The following is a 16,332-nucleotide window of genomic DNA, read 5'->3' as shown; positions in this document are numbered from 1 at the left end:
TCAATCTTAATCCTGTTAATCCTTAAATCCTGGATATCCTAATTCTGACAGTTACTTGCAAAGTGCTGTATTTACCGAAATTTCCTGTTGACGATCTTGCTGTTCACAAGAAGCATCAGCTTGAGTAAATTCGTCAAATAGTTGAAAAAATTGCTCTAAAGCACCGTGTTCATCCGTGGAGAAAAACAGAATAATTTGATCCCAATTTTGATGAGAAACAATACTAAATTTATGTTGAATCCAAGTTTGAAATTCTGAAAATTTTTGTTCTTGTGCTGTTTGAGGTATTCCTATTTGGCGACGTGCAAAACAGTAACCAGCTATAAAAGTGCGGAGATTAGAAATTGTTGATCTTCCTAAATACATAGCCGGACGTTTCTGAATATTACGAATTAAATCATACAAATCAACCATGATATTCCTCCAGCTTAAAATTCTGTTTCAGTAATTTGAAATTCTCCACCTAAGTCTTGTGCAGCACAATAGCGGTTATTTATCCAGTTTACCCTGGAAATTCCTTCGGGGTGAATGTTGTCAAATATGAGTTCTTGTCCATTAATTTCTATAGAAATAGCATAATGTCTGCCATTAATTGAGATGTTTTGTTGTAGAACTTCATGGTAAATATTACAGAATGGGTCTTCTGTACTCCCTCTAAATAAACTAATCTCTCTACCAGAAATTTTCTGATCAATTAGAAATTGGCGCAACGCAATAGCGCAGGAAACACATTCAAAAATTTGGAATTGCTGGGCTATATTACTAAGTTGACAGTGAATGTCAGAGTTAGTCATAAGGTAGGATATTTTTCACCAGATCAGAAAAAAGGTGTAAGGTTCTAATCAGCATAAAAATATCATGAACTTCGCGATCAAAAGAATCCTGTTAGAGAACTCCACAAAAAGAAATGCCCAATGTCATTCTGTTCGCGCAGCGTGCCGGAGGCATTACGGAACGAAGTGTAGTGTTCGCGTAGCGTTCTGAAGGAAAGAATCCTCCGAGATGCTAGAGCCTCCGGCTCCCGTAAGGGATACGTTTCGCTTTGCTACACTCAGCATGACAAAGGTGTTTAAAGATTTGTAAGGGTTTAGCATTGCTAAACCCCTACGTTTTAGATAGGGTTTGTGGATGGTGAGATAGCTTTTTTTTGGAGGATGGGGGAAAGCGATAGCGCAAGCGCTGACTTGTCAGTTCGCCTTTTTCTTGTTCTGAATATGCGTTAGCGGTAGCTCACCGAAGGTATCGCTTTTCTGTAGCTATAGAGAATGAAGTGCGATAGCGCAATCGCTCCGTAGAAATAGCTTTTCTATTTTTAGAATGTCTAAAAAAGTGTCAGATAAAAAGTCAATTCAATAATTAACCAAGATATTCAATTTCATCTGAGTCATTGATTAATATAAATGCTCCGATTGATAAAGATGAGAGTATTTCACTAATTTTTTCCATGAGAGGAAGTAAATGATTAGGATGTGTACTACGAGTATTTAAAATAATAATTCTCAAATTTTTATCTGTTAAATTTTGCTGATAGGGTAAATTTTTATCGGCTGTAATAAAAGCATCAAAAGGGTGGTTTTCTGCTAAATTAAGAATTTCTTTATCCTTAAAACCGCGCCATCCCATATCATTGACGTTATAAATCATATAACCTTTATTTAAAAAAGGTTGTTTAAGCTTTTTACTTAAAAGATTTTCGTCTAGCAATATAATCATTAAGCACAACTTTCCTGAGCAATTATTAATTTAGCTGCATTTTCTAAAACCTTCATAGTTTGACTCTCCAGGTACGGAAAATCATTAATAAATTCATCTAAACCACCCTCATTTTCAAGATAATCAAACAATGTTTGTAAGGGAACACGAGTTCCCACAAAAACTGGAACTCCACTCATAGTTTCAGGATCAGAATGAATAATACCTTGAGTTTCTAGTAGCTGATTTAGTGTCATGTTTACTTTAGAATAAAACTTGATGTTTGTTATTATAGCAGAGATATGTAAAGTATACTGTTTACACTATAGGAAGCGATATAGCAATGTTAGACCTAGCCAAAATTCAAACCCTAGCTCAAGAATACAGTCCCCAGGAACTTTTTGCAGCTTTGGTTTGGCAACGTCGCTTTAATGAGTTTAATGGAGAGGAGGTTATTAAGGATCTTACCCTGCATTCTCATCTATGGGAGAGTTTTGTGTTTACGAAACCTATTTTTGCACCAGATGAACATGGTTTAAGTTTTGGTGGTTTGGTTGATACTTTATTAGCAATGGCAAATTATCGCCCGATGCCAGAATCGAGTATGATTCACTTTGTAGCTTATCCTGGAGATACTCTCTACATTTTGACAGAAAACCAAGATACTATAGTTTCTCAGCTTTTAGATTTGGGTAAAAAGTGGCGTGCAGACTCAGTGGATATTACAGATGGTAATAATGAAGAGTATGGTTTGCGACTTCAGCGCAGGTTACAAATGAGGTTACAAGGTAGTTTGGAAGGTGAGTCATTTTGGGAACAGCGAGATGGTGTAGTAATTGCTTATTGGTGGGATTAGTGATTATTCAAAATAATTAAAAAATGTCAATTTTCATCCTGTAAATCCTTTAATCCTAGACATCCTGATATGGCTTGCACCACGCTACGCTATCAGACAAAATAAATCATCAATCATCTTTATTATTAATTGTTCCTGGTAATTACTTATTGTCAGGGTTTAGCATTGCTAAACCACTACTTTGGTTATTTTTTATGAAAATGATCGAGATAGAGTAAAATCAAGTTATACCCTCAGTCAGAAAAGAGGTATAACTCAATGACAAGCATCAAAACAGCTATTTCAATTGAAGAATCACTGTATGAAGAAGCAACCGCTTTAGCAAATACAATGAAAATTCCTCGTAGTAAATTATTTGCTATGGCAATGGAAGAATTTTTGCGTCGTAAAAAACATCGCCAGTTAGTGGAAAGTGTGAATGAAGCTTATGCAGATGATCTAGATGAATCAGAAAAAATTATGTTAGAAGCAATGCGACAGCATCAAGGACAATTAAAAGAAAAAGAATGGTAATTAAGCAAGGTGATATTTATTGGATTGATTTGGGAGAACCAATAGGCTCAGAACCTGCTTATATCCGTCCTTATGTAGTGATCCAAAATGATTTACTCAACAGTTCTCAAATCAGAACGGTGATAGTCTGTGCATTAACTTCTAATTTGAGACGAGCTAAAGCTATGGGTAATGTTTTACTAGAGTTAGGAGAAGCTAATCTTGATAGGCAAAGTGTGGTAAATGTATCGCAGATTTTTACAGTGGATAAATTTTTATTAACTGAAAAAATCGGCACGTTATCCAAAGAAAGAATTAGACAAATTTTAGCAGGATTAGTAATAGTAACAGAACCACAGGAAATAGATTAGATGTGTGATGCTATTTTTGAAGAGTGTTATACAAAAGCTAGGCAATATATAGAATGAATGACTATTTGATTTTTTGTTGGCGTAGTCTGCACTTACAAAATTAAGTGTTGTAGTGTGCCTTAGAATGAGATCCGTAACGCACACTATGATAATGGATTTGATTTCTCTGGTTCCCATACTCTGTATGGGAATGGATTATAGAAGGCTCTGCCTTTCATGAAAGTAGAGGCAGAGCCTCAATCTAGCATTCCCAGTCAGAGACTGGGAACGAGATAATTATATAAATCCAAAAATTAGGGGTAAAGCACATTGCTAAACCCCTACAGAACCCCGAATTTTAATAATTACAAATTAAGCTTCTTCTGAACGCTCAATTTTTTGACCAGGAGAGGATTCATAAAGAGCATCTAACTGTTCGCGTGCATCTTCAACATTGATTGAACGCATTACCAACAGTGGTTCTTTAATTAAATTACCTGCATTATCTAATAGTTCTGGATGGGGTACAAATTGCTTTTTAGCTCCATAATAGCCATAGCTACCTTGATTACCCATTGAGGAGGAATTTGCTGGATAAGGACGCTCCCTATCAAAACTGAACATGACCAGATTGCGAATTAAATTACCCACAGCAATAAATGCAAGGACTGTGAAAGCTAAAATGTAGAGTAGGTGTAGCATCGAATTATCCTCCAGGGCAACAGGTTTTAAAACTTTATATCGTTAAGTACTTAACATTTGCTAACTCGTGATTTACGTGCTGCTAAATGTTACATTATCTATCTGTGATTTGATATTTTGTAATCCTATATCAGATTACGGTAACATGGGATACATTATTTTTTTATGAAAATAATGTTAAGTTTTCTTTTCTATGTTTGCGACTTATATACAGTTTTGTCATACAGTGAAGTCATTTTTGTTTTGACTGGCGGTAGCGCATTCCCACATTTCCACATTCAGTTACCAATTGATGCCAAGGCATTAATGTCGCCATATCAATCCCGACTTGTCTATCAGTGGCAGCAAATAACATCTTGGCTGTGCTAAGTTCTGCCTGCGCTTCCTTGACACGTTGTAACAGGTCAAGTTGCTCTTGTTCAGTCATAAATTGGATTTTCTCATTTTCCAGTAGTTGGAGTGATAGACCAAACCAATATTGAAAATCCTCTAACAACGGTTCCAAGACTGTTTTGAGCAATTCAGTACTTGGTGGATGTGAGTCTCCCATATATGAGCAGCATATTTCCTAATTTCTTTTTAATATTAGCGTTATTTACGATTCTTAACAATTTTCTTATATCTCTCCTCCGGTTATGTGAACTGAAAAATCTGTAAATTGCTATACAATGCACGATTGTATATTTTTGGCAATAGGTTTGCACAGTTCCTTGGGGATCAGTCTTTATCTATCTAAAGGAGGAAAAATAAATTGGAAATATCCTACCAAAAGTAGCTAAGGAGCAAAATAGGTATTATCTCCAGGTTCTGCGGCGCTTCAGTTGAGGTCTTTTCGGTTAGGGTGATAAATTAGGAGAGTCCACAGGTAATGGCGATCGCGTCATCAGCTAGTGGACTATGATTTTGAGAATATATTTTCAGAATTCTATTTGTAATCACTTCGCCTTCAACAGCCGATGTCGCCTAATCAAGAACCCCAAAACCCAGAACAACCAGAAAAAATTTATTTACCGCGTACTAGCGAATCTGAGACATTAAAAAAGATTCGCCATACTGCTTCTCATGTGATGGCCATGGCCGTACAAAAGCTGTTTCCCAAGGCGCAAGTTACAATTGGCCCCTGGATTGAAAATGGGTTTTACTACGACTTTGATAGTCCAGAACCCTTCAGTGATAAGGATTTGAAAGCCATCCAAAAAGAGATGGTGAAGATTATTAATCGCAAATTGCCGGTAGTTAGAGAAGAAGTTAGCCGGGAAGAAGCACAACGCCGGATTGAGGAAATTAAAGAACCTTACAAACTAGAAATCCTGGCAGATATTAAACAAGAACCCATCACCATTTACCATTTAGGTGATGAATGGTGGGATTTGTGCGCCGGGCCTCATCTAGAAAACACTAAGGAAATTAACTCCAAAGCGATAGAACTAGAAAGCGTAGCTGGTGCTTATTGGCGTGGGGATGAAAACAAAGCCCAGTTACAGCGCATTTACGCCACTGCTTGGGAAACGCCCGAACAACTAGCTGAGTATAAACGCCGTAAACAAGAAGCATTACGACGTGACCATCGTAAACTAGGCAAGGAACTGGGTTTATTTATCTTTGCAGATTTAGTAGGGCCTGGTTTACCTTTGTGGACTCCTAAAGGTACTTTGTTGAGGACTACTTTAGAAGACTTCCTCAAAAAGGAACAATTAAAACGGGGTTATTTACCTGTTGTCACTCCCCATATTGCCAGAGTTGATTTATTTAAAACATCGGGACACTGGCAAAAATACAAGGAAGATATGTTTCCTTTAATGGCTGAAAATGCAGAATCAGCAGCCATAGAACAGGGTTTTGTCCTCAAGCCAATGAATTGCCCTTTCCATATCCAAATATACAAGAGTGAATTACGCTCTTATCGGGAATTACCGATGCGTTTGGCGGAATTTGGCACGGTCTACCGTTATGAACAATCTGGGGAACTGGGTGGTTTAACCAGAGTGCGCGGTTTTACTGTTGATGATTCTCATTTGTTTGTGACTCCCGAACAACTAGACAGCGAATTTTTGAATGTTGTAGATTTGATTTTGTCGGTGTTTGGAAGTCTGCAACTGAAGAATTTTAAAGCTAGACTCAGTTTCCGAGATCCTGCCAGTGATAAGTATATTGGTTCTGATGAAGCGTGGGATAAAGCTGAAGGTGCGATTCGTCGCGCTGTGGAACAATTGGGAATGGATTATTTTGAAGGGATTGGGGAAGCGGCTTTCTATGGGCCAAAACTCGATTTTATCTTCAGTGATGCCTTAGAACGGGAATGGCAATTGGGAACGGTGCAGGTAGATTATAATTTACCTGAGCGGTTTGATTTGGAATACGTGGCTGAGGATGGTTCCCGCAAACGTCCTGTGATGATTCACCGCGCACCCTTTGGTTCTTTAGAACGGTTGATTGGGATTTTGATTGAAGAGTATGCTGGTGATTTTCCGTTATGGTTAGCACCTGTGCAAATTAGGCTTTTACCTGTGGGTGAACTCCAGTTAGATTTTACCAAAGAGGTAGTAGCCAAGATGGTTGCGTTGGGTATTCGTGCGGAAGTGGATACGAGTGGCGATCGCTTGGGTAAGTTGATTCGCAACGCCGAAAAGGATAAAATCCCAGTTATGGCGGTGGTTGGTGCTAAGGAAGTAGAAACCAACAGCTTGAGTATTCGTACCCGTGCATCTGGGGAATTGGGTGCGATCGCTGTAGATGAGGTTGTTGATAAGATTACAGGAGCGATCGCTAACTTTAGCAACTTCTAAAAAAGTAGGCTGGGATTTACCCAGCCAATTAATGACTCTTCGGCAGTTACTATGCTGAATTTTTAATTAATAAAGTGAAGCAGTGGCAGGTGGAGGAATCTTTCGAGGTAAGGTAGCTCATCGGACAATGGAGAGACGTTGATAACACAAAGGTTCAATTTCGCGTCATCCTGATTGTAAAAAACTTAAGTGCAGACTTAAATTTTTCGGCAAATGTGACTATTAAGGTTGTAGATTAAAAACCTTTAAAGCAATAGAAATCATGCTGAGGAAGGTTAAAAAGCCAATTGTATCCAAAAGTGTGGTGACTAATGGCCCACTCATTAAAGCCGGATCTAGCTTCCAACGGGTTAAAGCCATAGGTAGTAAAGTACCCAGGGTAACAGCGACAATTGTATTAGTTGCCATGACTGTGCCTGCAATCAAAGCTACCCATCTTTCTTGGGGTTTTGCCCAAATTAGGGAAAGCAGCATCATGGTTATACACAAAGCTAAGGCTGTTCCTAAACCCGCTAACAGTTCTTTGCGAAGAATCTTCAGAGTATCTTTAGGTGTGACTTCTCCCACTCCCAAGCCGCGAATAGTGACGGTTAAAGATTGGATGCCGACAGTGCCACCTGTGTTAGAAAAAATGGGCATAATCACAGCGAGGACTGGCACAGCAGCAATTACAGATTGAAAAGGAGCGATCGCACTCGCCGCACCTATATACAATCCCATAATCCCTAACAACCAAGGCAATCGTTTGCAAATTGTTACCAGTGGAGAAGATAAAGCAGATTCATCACCACTTACCCCCGCTAATTTTTGAATATCTTCAGTTGCTTCTTCTTCTAAAATATCAACGACATCATCAATGGTAATAATTCCCACTAATCTATCTTCCCTATCCACTACTGGCATCGCTATTAAGTCATAACGCTGCATAATGCGAGCAACTTCTTCTTGGGAAGTTTCGGTTTTAACTTTAATTACATGATCACTAGCAATATCTTTAATTAAGACTTCGGGAAAAGTAAATAACAACTGTCGCAAGGAAACAACACTGACTAAGGTGCGGTTATCATCTGTGACATAAGCATAGTAAATTGTTTCTTTGTCTTCATCTTGCAGGCGGATTTTAGTTAAGGCCTCACCTACAGTTAAGCCTTGACGTAACCGAACATATTCCGTTGTCATTACCCGCCCAGCAGTCCCTTCTGGATAGCCGAGAATGGTTGCTGTAGCCTGTCTTTGTTCTGGGCTTAATTGTTGTAATAGCCGTTTGACTACTCCTGCTGGTAGTTCATCAAATAATTCTGCTCGTTCGTCAGGACTCATCTCTTCCACTAGATGTACAACTTGGACATCATGGAGAGAATTTATGAGTTCTTCTTGTATTTCTGTAGGTAAATATTCAAAGACATCTATAGCCTGAGCCTTGTTGAGGAGACGAAAAGCAATCGCTCTTTGTTTTTCCGGCAACTGTGTAATGTATTCCCCAACATCTACGGGTTGTAACCGATTTAAATCAAATTTAAGTTGATTCAAGTCAGCAATGTCTAGGGCATTGCGAACATCTTGTGTGAGCATAGTAAATACCTCCTATAGTCTCCCCTATGCTGGGAGACTAACTCGCCAGCTTAGAGGAGGTTGCTACTGCCATCTGGTGGACATCTGTCCATAAAATCTTAAAAACTCAATATTATTGATATTGGAGCAAAGCATCGTTGACTTATCATCCTATCCCAGAATGGTTTTCTCGGATAGATTCTTGGTAATAATGTACGTTATCAGTAAAATTTTACACTAGTATGAAAACAGCGGTCTTTGCTCCAGTTTAATTTAGAGATTTTACTACTGTATTAATCTGTGTCAAGTCAAACAGCTTCTTTACTGATAAACTTTACAAAATCAATATATTTGAATTACAAAAAATAGTTTTTATTTTTAACTTTGAGCCTTTATCAGCACGATCACTTTTTTGATTTTTAGTTCAGTCTCAACTAACTGCTGATATATCTTTAACCTACATAAAGTTTAGTAGTGACGTGTAAAATACCGTTTCAGACACATCCATCTAATAGTGATTTAATCGCCCAAAATCGTAAGTATATAATCAATACCTTGTCCATTTTCTGCTTTGTTGGGTTAAGCGACAGCGCAACCCAACGCACTTGTTGGGTTTCATGCTGATTGCTCCGCGAACGTTTACGTTCCACAACCCAACCTCCAAATCAAGGTTTTTTCCAATTTGGACAAGGTATTGATATAATAATACAAATTTTCTCAACCTAATATCACTTAAATAGTTGGATCAAATAACTTCATGGGCTACTCTTGAAGAATAATTCAGAAGTCAGAAATAAAGCTCTTAAACATACGAGCAACAGGGAGAAACTGACTATTTTGTAGAGAAATTTCAAACCGCTCAATCACCTCATAACCAAATTTTGTGTAGAGAGGCTCTCCAGCCAGCGTTGCAATAATCTCAGCATTCTTAAATTTAGCAAGTTCAACAGCCTTTTCAGATGCTTGCATAATCTGAGTTCCAATTCCTCGACGCGCCCATTTTGGATGAACAAAAAATGCACGAATCTTTGCTGAGTCAGTGTCCGGGTTGAGCAGACTGTCCTCTTGAATATTTTTGCCTGAATCACCTCCATAAAGCGTTTTGCGCTGACTCCAACCACCACAACCAACAATCTGGTGATTATTCTCAGCCACAAAGTATGTTTTGTCTTGAATTAGTTGACTATCAACCCCAAAAACTATGCCCAGTGCGCCTTCAATTTGTTCTGAACTGTAGTAGCCTGATTGCAAAACTCTGGCAGACTCTGAAATTAAAGTCGTCAGCGTCGGAATATCTTCTAAGTGAGCTAATCGAATACAAAAATTCATTTATTCTTATCCCGATGCCAAATACCAAAACCCTGTATATTCGCACACAGCACCCCACACACTACACCCCCCACGCTTCAATCCTCTGGTAAACTATCAAATAGGTGTTTAACTAGCTGCTTCGTTTTTTCTTCCAGATGTTGCCAATCCACTTCTCCTAACTCATCAATTAAGCTAGTATCAATATCAACATCAGAAATTCCAATACTGTAATTTAAAAAACACACTTGGTAACAAATATCCCACAAATCCACATTTACTTGCTGTTCTTGACGTTGCAAGCGCAGATGGTATCCTGGATGGGGCATCGGCAAATGGGCAAGATTTTCTCTAATATCTTCCACCTGTTGGGGTGTTGCAGATTCCATATCTTGCAACAACTGTGTCACCAAGGTTTTTGTTTCATCAGTTGTGTTAGGCGGCCAAATCAGTACATCATGGTAAGTTCCTTTCCAGGAAGAGACATCAAGATGCTTACGAATATTATCGACAACTCGAATAAATGCAGGTTGCATGAGGAGTTCAGCTTGCTGCCATGTAGTGGAATTTGTTATCTTAGGTGGCATTGCTAGTTAACATAGATACTAAATCAAACGTAACAATTTGTTGTTTTTATTAAAAAACTGCATTCTTAGTCTAAATCTTTTCTCAAGATAGCGGATTTCCTAGAAGAAAATTTGGAGATATCTATTACTATCTGGAAAATTAGGTATTAAAACTGGGGAGGGAATATGATAGGCAAACTACTAGACCACCGATACCAAGTCATTCGCATCTTGGCGAAAGGAGGATTTGGTCAAACCTACATTGCCCAAGATACCAGGCGGCCAGGCAATCCCATCTGCGTTGTCAAACACCTCAAATCCGCCAGCACTGACCCCAAAATTTTTGAAACGGCTAAACGTCTCTTCAACAGCGAGGCCGAAACTTTAGAAAAACTGGGTAATCATGACCAGATACCCCGGCTGTTGGCTTATTTTGACGAAAATAAAGAATTTTTTTTAGTTCAAGAATATGTTGACGGACATACTCTGAGTGAGGAATTAATTCCCGGACAACCTTGGAATGAAGGGCAAGTTATCCAAATGTTGCTGGAAGTTCTGGGTATTTTAGAATTTGTCCATCAACAAGGTGTTATTCACCGCGACATTAAACCAGATAATATTATCCGTCGCGCTGCTGATTATAGATTGGTTTTAGTGGATTTTGGGGCAGTTAAACAATTGAGATCGCCCTTAGTGACAGTTGGCGCACAACTCACGGCGACAGTAGCGATTGGTACACCTGGCTATATGCCTACAGAACAAGGACAAGGCAAACCCCGTCCTAATAGTGATATTTATTCTCTGGGTATCATTGCTATTCAAGCTTTAACCGGAGTACCAGCCAAGCAATTACAAGAAGATCCCAATACAGGTGAAATTCTCTGGCAGCATTTCCTGCCTGTTAACTACCGCTTGGCAGAAATTCTCAGCAAAATGGTACGTTATCACTTTAAAGACCGCTATCAAACCGCTACGGAAGCGCTGCAAGCCTGTAGAGAGTTGATGAATCTTACTTCTGGATATTCCCTACCTTCAGAGGCTCCTAAGCGAGTTAGTTACCAAACCCCTACCCCCTCTTCTCAAGTGTTTTCACAGAACACAGTGGCTGTTGCACCCGCTAATCCGGTGGTTTCTAAGCCTGTTCTCAGAGAGTCTAGCAAACCTGATCCATTGCCTTTGGTAATTGGCATCTTATTAGCAGGTGGTGCAGCGGCTTTGGTGACAAATTTATATCCAAATGTGAAAAATTTAACTGCTAATTGGACAGCAAAAGATCGCACGTTAGAAAAAAACTGCTTGGCTGTAGTGGTGGCTAATTCTAATATCCGTTCTGAACCGAGTGCAATTAATTCTGATAATATTTTGAAAACTGTTGGTGATAACAGCCAATTTGATGTTACTGGCAAGCGCACAAAACGGGGCTGGATTGAACTGAAACTCAAGTCTGGACGTTTGGCTTGGGCGCATTCCGATGTTATTACTAATAATGACAATTGGATTTCTTGCTTAAGGGATCAAGGTATTTCTGTGCAAACTGTAGATGATAATTCTTTAATTACATCTATCCCTATTCCAAAACCGCAAGTTAAGCCTGTAACTATCGCTTCTCCTCAGCCAGAAATATCAGAATCTGAAAAATCCCAAGCTGGTAAGGATAAGGATAAAATTGTCGCACAAGCTAGAAAGAAATTTGAGTCTGGAGATTTGCCAGGTGCGATCGCTATACTTAGATCAATACCTGCCAATGCTGCATCAGGAATTAAGGAAACTGTTGAGATTGTTAATCAATGGCAGAATGATTGGGCAAAGGCTGAAGCGCTGGCTAATGATATCAATAAAGCTATTGATGATGGTAAATGGGATCAAGTTTTAGCTTATCGAGATAATCCTGAAAAATTACCCAATATTAAATACTGGCAAGATAAATTAGAACCAATGTTTAAACAAGCATCTGAAAATGCAGCTAAACAGGTTCTTCCTAAGCAAGAGAAGAATAGTAATGAAAATAAACCAACTTCTAAACAAACTCCAAGTGATACAGACAAACCAGCTAGTGGTTTGTAAATGTCTGGTAATGGAAATAATCTTCTTCCCATTACCAATTACCAGCCTGACCGCATTAAGTTAGGTTCTAGTGTAATTCATCGTATTCTGCTGTTTCCATGCGTCTGGTTTCCATCCGAGTGGAGGGTAAAAACTCAGCCCGACGGACATTGGCTAATGGTGGTGTGGGGCCATTGTAGGGATGAATTACCTGCACAGTACGGGTAGGACGATGTTGTTTTGGAGAAAATAGAGATAAGACTCCAGCGACAACAACACCACCACCGATGGTTAGTGTTGCTCCCCCAACTGCCCAAATTATGGGTGATTCCCACCAAGCTTTCTGTTCAGATGGGAGTACAGATGATATTTTTTGTTGATTTTGCTGCTGGGCTAATTGCCACTGCTGCTGGGTGAAATTCTGTACTTGTCCCTGAAGTTGTAGGTTTTGTAACCTCAACTGTTCATTGTCGGTCTTCAACTTCTCCATTGTCATGTTCAGCTTTTCCATTTCCACACGCTGGTCGGAATTAGGAGCTACTGGTTGTTGATATGGATATGCTGGTTGACCGTAATTAGGGGGATACTGTACAGGTTGCTGCATTAACTGGGGCTGTACAAATGATGGCATTTGTGGTGTAGCAGCAAAATTAGATTGTTGTATAGGAGTATTTGTTCCTTTTAGCAGGAGGAGAGCCGCCAGACCAGCTACAGCAACTCCGCCGATAAATGCCATACTTTCACTCATTGCTTTTATCCCTCAACTACGACGGCAGCGTAACTAGATTTTGACTGACTTACTCTCACACTCATATTGCTTGCCTACTTCAATTCACAATAAGACTCAAACTATAAGCAAATATATTCAGGTAGTTTTTTACCCTAGTATGTGCTGTTAATATTCAAGACCATATCAGTCAAATTGTCCACTAAAGAATGGTAAAAAAACTACCCTGTTATACTTTTTAATCTAATTTTCCCAAATCATCAAGAGGCAGTTGTGATTGCTGTCTTCAGATTTTGGCAAAATTGAGCGATCGCATCTAATCCCTGTTCTGGTGTTCCTTCTGCTAAACGCTTGACTATAGCACTACCTACAATTGCTGCATCTGCGCCCCATTCCCGGACTTGATGCGCTTGTTCAATATCGGAAATACCAAAGCCTACGCCGATGGGTTTATCTGTCACCGAGCGAATTTGTGTGAGTAAATCGGAAACTCGGCTTTCCATTTGCGATCGCATTCCTGTTACACCAGTCACACTCACCAAATAGATAAATCCTTGGGAAGCACGTGCGATCGCTTCTATCCTCTCAGTAGAGCTAGTAGGAGCTACCAACAGAGTTAAATCAATCTCCATCTCACTTGCTGGTTTTAATAACCCTGCTGCCTCTTCCAACGGTAAATCAGGAACTACCAAACCTGCTACACCAGCAGCCTTAATTTGCTGAAGAAACTTATCAATTCCCCGGTGTAAAATTGGGTTGTAATAGGTAAATAAAATAATTGGTGCTTTTAAACTAGGAGTAGTTGCTTGCAACATTGCCAGTACCTGATCCAACGTAGTACCCCTTGCCAACGCACGGGTAGCTGCTGCTTGAATCACAGGCCCATCAGCCAAAGGATCAGAATAAGGAACACCCAACTCAATTATGTCGGCTCCAGAGCGATCTAAAACCTGTAAAGCCTTAGCTGTCGTTTCCAAATCAGGATCACCAGCAGTAATAAACGGAATCAGAGCGCACTCTTGATTCCGTCTTAAAGTTTCAAAACAACGAGAAATTGCAGTCATTGGTCAGAAGAAGGGAATAGGGAATAGGGAAATAGGGAACAGGGAACAGGGAAAATATTGATTCTCCCCACCTCCCCATCTTCACTATCTCCTCATCTTTTCTATCTTCCTATCTTTTCTGTCACCTGTCACCTGCCACTTGTCACCTAATTCCCTGATTCAATTTCAGCTTGAATTTTTGCTAATTCTTCAGGAGTGAGTTCATCTAGTCGCTTTTGTAGGAAAGCCTTTTCATACTCTTCCCGTTGTTGATGGTAGGTCATTTTTTTGCTACCCGCTCGGAAAAGATATGTGGACAACCAGCCCAACAACCCAAAAACTAGTAAAACTTGACTCCAAATTCCAGCTTTTTGTCCATCTAACCCGACTAGCTGTAATCCGGCATAGGCCAAGCCACCAGCCACAAAAATCCCCAAAGCAATTCCGATTGCATCAATGCGTCGCATGAGAGTTATGACCTACCAATCAAGTTAAACAATTTGTCTGCGCCGGGGTCGAAAATTCGCAATGGGCGAAAGCAGCAACAAACCCGGAAAGAAGAAGAACACTAAAAAGTACATGAACACGCGTTCAACAGAAGTAGCCGTATACCACCGCAGCTTTAGATAAAGCATTACAGCCATTGGGACTACCAGAAGATAAGCTCCGGCTAAAATGAGATACAGTAGCGCTACAACCATAATTCTTGATCGGATTTGAGAAGATTATTCGGTGCATCTATTCTCATAATATGCTGAATGGTCAGACTCAGGGAAGTACCACTCATCAGTTTTGTTGGGAAAGCAAATAAATTAATTTTGTCTGACTTGCAATAATTTGAAAAAAAGTTTATATTGTGTTATGGTGATATTTCGCCATTGAACGCGGTTGTGTAACCTAGTTAAACAAGCTCACAACTTAAAAAATTGTGATTTTGGGGCTAAATTAAAAAAAGTAGTGTTTAAAAAAAATTTTGAAAACTACTTGCACAAAATACGCAATTAATGATGAAATAGATGGGGAGGTTTTTTGAGCCTCTAAACATCAAAAACCCTTGGGGGTGTGGCGGAATGGTAGACGCTACGGACTTAGAAAACTGAGCCTTGATAGAGAAATCTTTCAAGTGGAAGCTCTCAAATTCAGGGAAACCTAAATCTGTTTACAGATATGGCAATCCTGAGCCAAGCCCAGAAATATTTGATTTAAGGTTTTATCTAAAATTCAAATTTCCGGGAAGGTGCAGAGACTCGACGGGAGCTACCCTAACGTAAAGCCGAGGGTAAAGGGAGAGTCCAATTCTTAAAACCTGGAGTTGCTTAGGCAACAAGGCAACAGTGAAAGCTGTGGAAGAATGAAAATCCGTTGACCTTAAACGGTCGTGGGGGTTCAAGTCCCCCCACCCCCATTAAAATAATTTGTAATTGTGATTTCACTCATGTGACTTTACCCATAATTTTGTCGTGATAGCAAGCTTATACTTGCAATAAAAAGTGGCAAGGTTATAGTTTTAAGCCAACTTTTATTCGCGCTTCTATGCTACCGTGACGTGTTGACTGGCTGGCATCAACTTAGAAAATATGCTCCCTCAAATCGTTGTGCAGTGTTTGAAGAGCGATTTGTAGGTATTTCGAGTCTATCCACCCAACATATCCTCCATAGACACATTTTCCTGAACGATCAGTAATAAAAACATGATCAACACCTGCATGATTTTTTCAGGTGTTAATGGTTACGCCATTTTTGAAAACGATATGAGGATGAGACTTAAGATAAATCTGTTTTGTTCGCATCAGTTATGCCCTGCACTCTTTGCAGTTGATTGATAAGCTGCATAACTGTAGGTTTACTTGCATCTCTTGTAACGTTTACCTCTATGGATGCAACGATATTTTCCTTTCCCCCTATGATGTACGCACCCTGTTTTGAATACGAACCAGCGATCGCTCCATCTACATAAACCTCGAATCTTCCCAACCACTCATACTTTCCACTCAGCAACCTTAAGGGATCATCTTTGATAGAGTTTGTGTTAACAACGAGTGTAATGATATTAATACCCTCACAAAGGGATGGAGTAATATCAATGCTTGCTCCTGTTTTGAGTGCAAAATGACGATCATTTACATTAATATGTCCTGTATCGCGTACCTCAACTAAATGTACTTGTACAAGACTTATATCGCTGATCGAAATAGTGTTGGTTGTCATTGCACTTC

General features: G+C 39.5%; 19 protein-coding genes. 5 read left to right on the top strand and 14 right to left on the bottom strand.

What is annotated here, in order from left to right; genetic code table 11:
* Positions 1–51: 51 nt before the first annotated feature.
* The 4 genes from AC012T_RS20930 to AC012T_RS20915 form a co-directional block, all read right to left on the bottom strand.
* Complete coding sequence (locus tag AC012T_RS20930) at positions 52–414, bottom strand: hypothetical protein (RefSeq protein ID WP_487060636.1); 363 nt, start codon at positions 412–414, stop codon at positions 52–54.
* A gap of 14 nt (positions 415–428) precedes the next feature.
* Positions 429–794 carry a papain fold toxin domain-containing protein gene (locus AC012T_RS20925; RefSeq protein WP_487060635.1) on the bottom strand — a complete coding sequence of 122 codons (366 nt, stop codon included), beginning with the start codon at positions 792–794 and terminating at the stop codon, positions 429–431.
* Positions 795–1,356: 562 nt separating this feature from the next.
* Positions 1,357–1,713: a DUF5615 family PIN-like protein gene (locus tag AC012T_RS20920; protein ID WP_487060634.1), complete on the bottom strand. Its 357-nt coding sequence runs from the start codon at positions 1,711–1,713 to the stop codon at positions 1,357–1,359.
* Positions 1,713–1,949 carry a DUF433 domain-containing protein gene (locus tag AC012T_RS20915; protein ID WP_487060633.1) on the bottom strand — a complete coding sequence of 79 codons (237 nt, stop codon included), beginning with the start codon at positions 1,947–1,949 and terminating at the stop codon, positions 1,713–1,715. The genes AC012T_RS20920 and AC012T_RS20915 overlap by 1 nt, the downstream gene beginning before the upstream one ends.
* A gap of 86 nt (positions 1,950–2,035) precedes the next feature.
* Here AC012T_RS20915 and AC012T_RS20910 point away from each other — a divergent pair, with 86 nt between their 5' ends.
* The 3 genes from AC012T_RS20910 to AC012T_RS20900 all read left to right on the top strand — a co-directional run bounded on the left by AC012T_RS20910 (position 2,036) and on the right by AC012T_RS20900 (position 3,411).
* Positions 2,036–2,548, top strand: a complete 513-nt coding sequence (locus AC012T_RS20910) for a hypothetical protein (RefSeq protein WP_487060632.1) — start codon at positions 2,036–2,038, stop codon at positions 2,546–2,548.
* Between the two features lie 258 nt (positions 2,549–2,806).
* Complete coding sequence (locus tag AC012T_RS20905) at positions 2,807–3,061, top strand: hypothetical protein (protein ID WP_487060631.1); 255 nt, start codon at positions 2,807–2,809, stop codon at positions 3,059–3,061.
* The gene (locus tag AC012T_RS20900) at positions 3,055–3,411 is read left to right on the top strand and encodes a type II toxin-antitoxin system PemK/MazF family toxin (protein WP_487060630.1); all 357 of its coding nucleotides are present in this window, start codon (positions 3,055–3,057) and stop codon (positions 3,409–3,411) included. The genes AC012T_RS20905 and AC012T_RS20900 overlap by 7 nt, the downstream gene beginning before the upstream one ends.
* Before the next feature lie 351 nt (positions 3,412–3,762).
* Here the strand turns inward: AC012T_RS20900 and AC012T_RS20895 are convergent, their stop codons facing one another.
* Both AC012T_RS20895 and AC012T_RS20890 read right to left on the bottom strand, forming a co-directional pair.
* On the bottom strand, positions 3,763–4,092 hold the full coding sequence (locus tag AC012T_RS20895; protein WP_487060629.1) for a DUF2973 domain-containing protein: 330 nt from the start codon (positions 4,090–4,092) through the stop codon (positions 3,763–3,765).
* A 232-nt stretch (positions 4,093–4,324) separates the two neighbouring features.
* Positions 4,325–4,642: a DUF2605 domain-containing protein gene (locus AC012T_RS20890; protein WP_487060628.1), complete on the bottom strand. Its 318-nt coding sequence runs from the start codon at positions 4,640–4,642 to the stop codon at positions 4,325–4,327.
* A gap of 406 nt (positions 4,643–5,048) precedes the next feature.
* Between AC012T_RS20890 and thrS the strand changes: the two genes are divergently transcribed.
* Entirely contained in the window at positions 5,049–6,878 is a 1,830-nt protein-coding gene (thrS, locus tag AC012T_RS20885; protein WP_487060627.1) for a threonine--tRNA ligase, read from the top strand.
* Positions 6,879–7,100: 222 nt separating this feature from the next.
* Here the strand turns inward: thrS and mgtE are convergent, their stop codons facing one another.
* From mgtE to AC012T_RS20870, 3 genes are all read right to left on the bottom strand, one after another.
* Entirely contained in the window at positions 7,101–8,450 is a 1,350-nt protein-coding gene (mgtE, locus tag AC012T_RS20880; RefSeq protein WP_487060626.1) for a magnesium transporter, read from the bottom strand.
* A 759-nt stretch (positions 8,451–9,209) separates the two neighbouring features.
* Entirely contained in the window at positions 9,210–9,758 is a 549-nt protein-coding gene (locus AC012T_RS20875; protein ID WP_487060625.1) for a GNAT family N-acetyltransferase, read from the bottom strand.
* A gap of 77 nt (positions 9,759–9,835) precedes the next feature.
* Positions 9,836–10,324 (bottom strand): hypothetical protein, encoded by a 489-nt coding sequence (locus AC012T_RS20870; protein WP_487060624.1) that lies wholly within the window; start codon positions 10,322–10,324, stop codon positions 9,836–9,838.
* A 165-nt stretch (positions 10,325–10,489) separates the two neighbouring features.
* Between AC012T_RS20870 and AC012T_RS20865 the strand changes: the two genes are divergently transcribed.
* A complete protein-coding gene (locus AC012T_RS20865) occupies positions 10,490–12,367 on the top strand; it encodes a protein kinase domain-containing protein (protein WP_487060623.1) in 1,878 nt (625 codons plus the stop codon).
* A 67-nt stretch (positions 12,368–12,434) separates the two neighbouring features.
* On the opposite strand, the gene AC012T_RS20860 is transcribed toward AC012T_RS20865, so the two are convergent.
* The 5 genes from AC012T_RS20860 to AC012T_RS20840 all read right to left on the bottom strand — a co-directional run bounded on the left by AC012T_RS20860 (position 12,435) and on the right by AC012T_RS20840 (position 16,324).
* Complete coding sequence (locus AC012T_RS20860) at positions 12,435–13,094, bottom strand: heterocyst differentiation related protein (protein ID WP_487060622.1); 660 nt, start codon at positions 13,092–13,094, stop codon at positions 12,435–12,437.
* A 239-nt stretch (positions 13,095–13,333) separates the two neighbouring features.
* Complete coding sequence (gene trpA / locus AC012T_RS20855; RefSeq protein ID WP_487060621.1) at positions 13,334–14,137, bottom strand: tryptophan synthase subunit alpha; 804 nt, start codon at positions 14,135–14,137, stop codon at positions 13,334–13,336.
* Between the two features lie 146 nt (positions 14,138–14,283).
* On the bottom strand, positions 14,284–14,583 hold the full coding sequence (locus tag AC012T_RS20850; protein ID WP_015216127.1) for a DUF3007 family protein: 300 nt from the start codon (positions 14,581–14,583) through the stop codon (positions 14,284–14,286).
* Positions 14,584–14,607: 24 nt separating this feature from the next.
* Positions 14,608–14,817, bottom strand: a complete 210-nt coding sequence (gene ndhL / locus AC012T_RS20845; protein ID WP_487060620.1) for an NAD(P)H-quinone oxidoreductase subunit L — start codon at positions 14,815–14,817, stop codon at positions 14,608–14,610.
* A gap of 1,063 nt (positions 14,818–15,880) precedes the next feature.
* On the bottom strand, positions 15,881–16,324 hold the full coding sequence (locus tag AC012T_RS20840) for a hypothetical protein (protein ID WP_487060619.1): 444 nt from the start codon (positions 16,322–16,324) through the stop codon (positions 15,881–15,883).
* Positions 16,325–16,332 lie beyond the last annotated feature (8 nt).

This window comes from Anabaena sp. EIM26 (assembly GCF_057568715.1).
Note: the sequence above shows the minus strand (reverse complement) of the source record. Positions and strands in the feature narration are given on the sequence as shown.

Bases quoted from the DNA above. Each gene is read 5' to 3' on its own strand.
- AC012T_RS20930 (WP_487060636.1), bottom strand. From the start codon at position 414: ATGGTTGATTTGTATGATTTAATTCGTAATATTCAGAAACGTCCGGCT.
- AC012T_RS20925 (WP_487060635.1), bottom strand. From the start codon at position 794: ATGACTAACTCTGACATTCACTGTCAACTTAGTAATATAGCCCAGCAA.
- AC012T_RS20920 (WP_487060634.1), bottom strand. From the start codon at position 1,713: ATGATTATATTGCTAGACGAAAATCTTTTAAGTAAAAAGCTTAAACAA.
- AC012T_RS20915 (WP_487060633.1), bottom strand. From the start codon at position 1,949: ATGACACTAAATCAGCTACTAGAAACTCAAGGTATTATTCATTCTGAT.
- AC012T_RS20910 (WP_487060632.1), top strand. From the start codon at position 2,036: ATGTTAGACCTAGCCAAAATTCAAACCCTAGCTCAAGAATACAGTCCC.
- AC012T_RS20905 (WP_487060631.1), top strand. From the start codon at position 2,807: ATGACAAGCATCAAAACAGCTATTTCAATTGAAGAATCACTGTATGAA.
- AC012T_RS20900 (WP_487060630.1), top strand. From the start codon at position 3,055: ATGGTAATTAAGCAAGGTGATATTTATTGGATTGATTTGGGAGAACCA.
- AC012T_RS20895 (WP_487060629.1), bottom strand. From the start codon at position 4,092: ATGCTACACCTACTCTACATTTTAGCTTTCACAGTCCTTGCATTTATT.
- AC012T_RS20890 (WP_487060628.1), bottom strand. From the start codon at position 4,642: ATGGGAGACTCACATCCACCAAGTACTGAATTGCTCAAAACAGTCTTG.
- thrS (WP_487060627.1), top strand. From the start codon at position 5,049: ATGTCGCCTAATCAAGAACCCCAAAACCCAGAACAACCAGAAAAAATT.
- mgtE (WP_487060626.1), bottom strand. From the start codon at position 8,450: ATGCTCACACAAGATGTTCGCAATGCCCTAGACATTGCTGACTTGAAT.
- AC012T_RS20875 (WP_487060625.1), bottom strand. From the start codon at position 9,758: ATGAATTTTTGTATTCGATTAGCTCACTTAGAAGATATTCCGACGCTG.
- AC012T_RS20870 (WP_487060624.1), bottom strand. From the start codon at position 10,324: ATGCCACCTAAGATAACAAATTCCACTACATGGCAGCAAGCTGAACTC.
- AC012T_RS20865 (WP_487060623.1), top strand. From the start codon at position 10,490: ATGATAGGCAAACTACTAGACCACCGATACCAAGTCATTCGCATCTTG.
- AC012T_RS20860 (WP_487060622.1), bottom strand. From the start codon at position 13,094: ATGAGTGAAAGTATGGCATTTATCGGCGGAGTTGCTGTAGCTGGTCTG.
- trpA (WP_487060621.1), bottom strand. From the start codon at position 14,137: ATGACTGCAATTTCTCGTTGTTTTGAAACTTTAAGACGGAATCAAGAG.
- AC012T_RS20850 (WP_015216127.1), bottom strand. From the start codon at position 14,583: ATGCGACGCATTGATGCAATCGGAATTGCTTTGGGGATTTTTGTGGCT.
- ndhL (WP_487060620.1), bottom strand. From the start codon at position 14,817: ATGGTTGTAGCGCTACTGTATCTCATTTTAGCCGGAGCTTATCTTCTG.
- AC012T_RS20840 (WP_487060619.1), bottom strand. From the start codon at position 16,324: ATGACAACCAACACTATTTCGATCAGCGATATAAGTCTTGTACAAGTA.